Genomic DNA, 2822 nt, shown 5'->3' on the forward strand with positions numbered 1-2822 from the left:
TGAGGCGATGAATGCTCACCAGGCGATTTTAACGAGAACTGGGCAATCGGTCACATCGGCGGCCGTCCGCCCCTGAACTGTGGATCGACGGCAACGCAAGACGTGATCACGGAATATCGTGAAGGCCCGGCATCCCGGGGGCCTTGGGGGACTGATGGGATGGCAACCAACCACGCGGCTGCACGTCAGCGGGTATCGATTCCTGCTACGCCGGATCGAATGCGCACTGCTGGGCAGGGACATCCGCAGGGTCAACGAACCGATCCGCGCGTCCATGCAGTCGCTGATGGCCGGTGCTGTGCTGGCGATCATCATGGCGGCCGGATGTGCGCTGCTGGCCGTGATTCGGCCACAACCTGCGTTCGCGAACGCGCCGATCGTGATGGGCAAACAGTCGGGGGCGCTGTACGTCCGCATCGGTGAAACCCTGCATCCGGTGCTCAACCTGGCCTCGGCCAGGTTGATTACGAGAACGAACGCTGACCCACAGCCGGTGCCCGAGTCGGAATTGAGCCACAGCAAAAGGGGCCTCATGCTGGGCATCCCCGGTGCCCCACAATTTCTGGGGATACCCTTCGGCGAGGACGAATTGCGGTGGACGGTTTGTGACAGCGGCGGCGCCGCGCCGAGCACGACGGTCGTCATCGGTCCGGCCGAGGGACCGTTGTCGCACCTCTTGGCGAGCGAACAATCCGTCCTGGTTACGCCGGTGTCCGGCGGGTCGACCTACCTGCTGTACGGCGGCCGCCGGGCCGTAGTGAATCTGAATGAACGTGCGGTTGTGCGCGCACTCGGATTGGACGGTCAGGTCCCGTTGGCGGTGTCACCGACGCTGCTGAATGCTGTCCCGGAGGCGCCGCCCATCACGACGCCGCGGATTCCCACTCCCGGCACTCGCGGACCGGCCGCACTGCCGGGGTTTCCGGTCGGCAGCGTGCTCCGCGTGGCCCGCGCCGACGGCGACGAGTATTACGTCGTATTGAGCCACGGGATCCAGCGCATCGGCCGGGTTGCCGCGGATCTGCTGCGATTCACCGACTCGCAGGGCGCGCGCACCGCCATCTCGGTCGCGCCCGACCTCATCCGCGCGACGCCGACGGTGACCGACTTGCCGGTGGCTACGTTTCCCGACCGGACACCGACGCTGTTGAATGCCGGCTCTACGACGCTGTGCGTCGGTTGGCGGCATGCGGTGTCGGGCGGCAGAGATTTTCCGGAGATTGCGTTTTCGGCCGGCGGTACACCCATCCCGGCGGGCCAGGAGCCGGTGAAGTTATCGCGGGCCGATGGGAAGGGTCCAGCGGTCGACGCCGTCTACCTCTCGCCGGGGCACAGTGCCTATGTGCGTGCCACCGGACTGTCCGGGGACAACCCGCAGGCCGGCACCCGATACCTGATCACCGATACCGGTGTGCGATTCGCCATCCACGACGACGATGCGGCGCACGACCTTGGTCTGCCCAATACGGCCATCCCGGCGCCGTGGCCGGTATTAGCGAAACTTCCTGCCGGGCCGGAATTGAGTCGGGCGAACGCCTCACTCGCGTCGTAGTCGGGCTTTCAGTGCACCGGTGATCAGCACTACCGTCAGCACGCCACCGCAGATCGCCGCGCCAAGTAACGCCGTGTCTCGCCCGCCGTGGTCCGCCCGCGCGGGAAGCGGCGGCGGTGCAATCGGCACCGATGTGTGTGGTGGCGAAGGTGACGGGCTCACCGGTGGGTCGGTGCTGACCGCGGCAAGGAAGTCGACAACGCCCGCGCCGACCAGCGGATCCCGCCCGCCAGGCGGATGATGCGCGGTGGCCTCGATGCGTTGCATCACTTGGCGAGCCGTCAACTTCGGGAACCGGGATCGGATCAGCGCCGCCAACCCGCTGACCACTGGAGCCGCGTAGCTGGTGCCCGACAGTCGAGCCGAACCATCGGGCCCACCAAGGGTATTCATCAAGCCATCGCCCGACGAGCTCAGCGATATCACCGCCTCGCCCGGGGCGCCGACATCCACCCACGGTCCGGCAAGTGTGAACGACGATGGTTCGCCGTGCGCGTTCACCGAACCCACGGTCAGCACGTAGTCGTCGTACCACGCCGGGCTGACCGCGACCGTCACGGTGTCCCACGTCGCTTCGGGTCGCTGTGCTGGACACTGCCCCGCACCGGTGTTTCCGGCGGCGACCACCACCACGGCATTCTTGACGTCAACCGCGTAGGACAGCGCGGCGCCGAGTGCGCGGTCGTCGAGCGCCGACCCGACGCGGATGCAGGCAACCGAGGAGATGTTGATCACCGAAGCGCCGAGATCCGCCGCGGTTCGAACGGCTTCTGCCATCGTGTCAACGTCGCCGAATCCGGAGTTGGACGGATCCGCCGCTGCGCGGAACTTGGTGCTGGACTGCCGGATGCTGATCAGACTGACGCCCGGGGCGACACCGCTGAAGCCGTCCATACGACGGGAATCCGGTGCGGCGGAGATGATCCCAGCCACGGCCGTCCCATGACCGTCGCAATCTTGGGTGCCGTCGCCGGTAAATACATAGTCACCGCCGGCGGCCGTGTCGGGCAGCCGTGAGTGCGGCGAAACCCCGGTGTCGATGACAGCGACCCGTTGGCCGGAACCACGTGTGAGTTTCCAAACTGCGGGCAGATCGAGCCCGGAGAGTTGACCGGAGGCGTTGGGCCGGTTCGCATCGGGAGCCATGGACGGCACTGCGCACATCGACCGCTGCACGGTGGGCTGGGGCGGCCTCGCCGGCGCCGGCTCGGGTAGCTGGCTGTTGTCGATCGGCGGCGGCGCGACCGCATGTGCTGCTGGCGCTCCACAT

Annotated in this window: 2 protein-coding genes; one reads left to right on the top strand and one right to left on the bottom strand. The window is 67.0% G+C overall.

Annotated features, from left to right (window positions below; genetic code table 11):
- Nucleotides 1–154: 154 nt before the first annotated feature.
- Nucleotides 155–1552 (top strand): type VII secretion protein EccB, encoded by a 1398-nt coding sequence (gene eccB, locus WAN71_RS05900; protein ID WP_422224438.1) that lies wholly within the window; start codon nucleotides 155–157, stop codon nucleotides 1550–1552.
- Here eccB and mycP read toward each other — a convergent pair.
- Nucleotides 1538–2822 (bottom strand): type VII secretion-associated serine protease mycosin (gene mycP, locus WAN71_RS05905; protein WP_422224439.1); only part of this gene is annotated, 1285 nt, incomplete at its 5' end. The two genes, eccB and mycP, sit on opposite strands and share 15 nt — an antisense overlap.

The sequence above is a fragment of the Mycobacterium sp. genome, from assembly GCF_049280035.1.
Lineage (GTDB): Bacteria > Actinomycetota > Actinomycetes > Mycobacteriales > Mycobacteriaceae > Mycobacterium.

Bases quoted from the DNA above. Each gene is read 5' to 3' on its own strand.
- eccB (WP_422224438.1), top strand. From the start codon at position 155: ATGGGATGGCAACCAACCACGCGGCTGCACGTCAGCGGGTATCGATTC.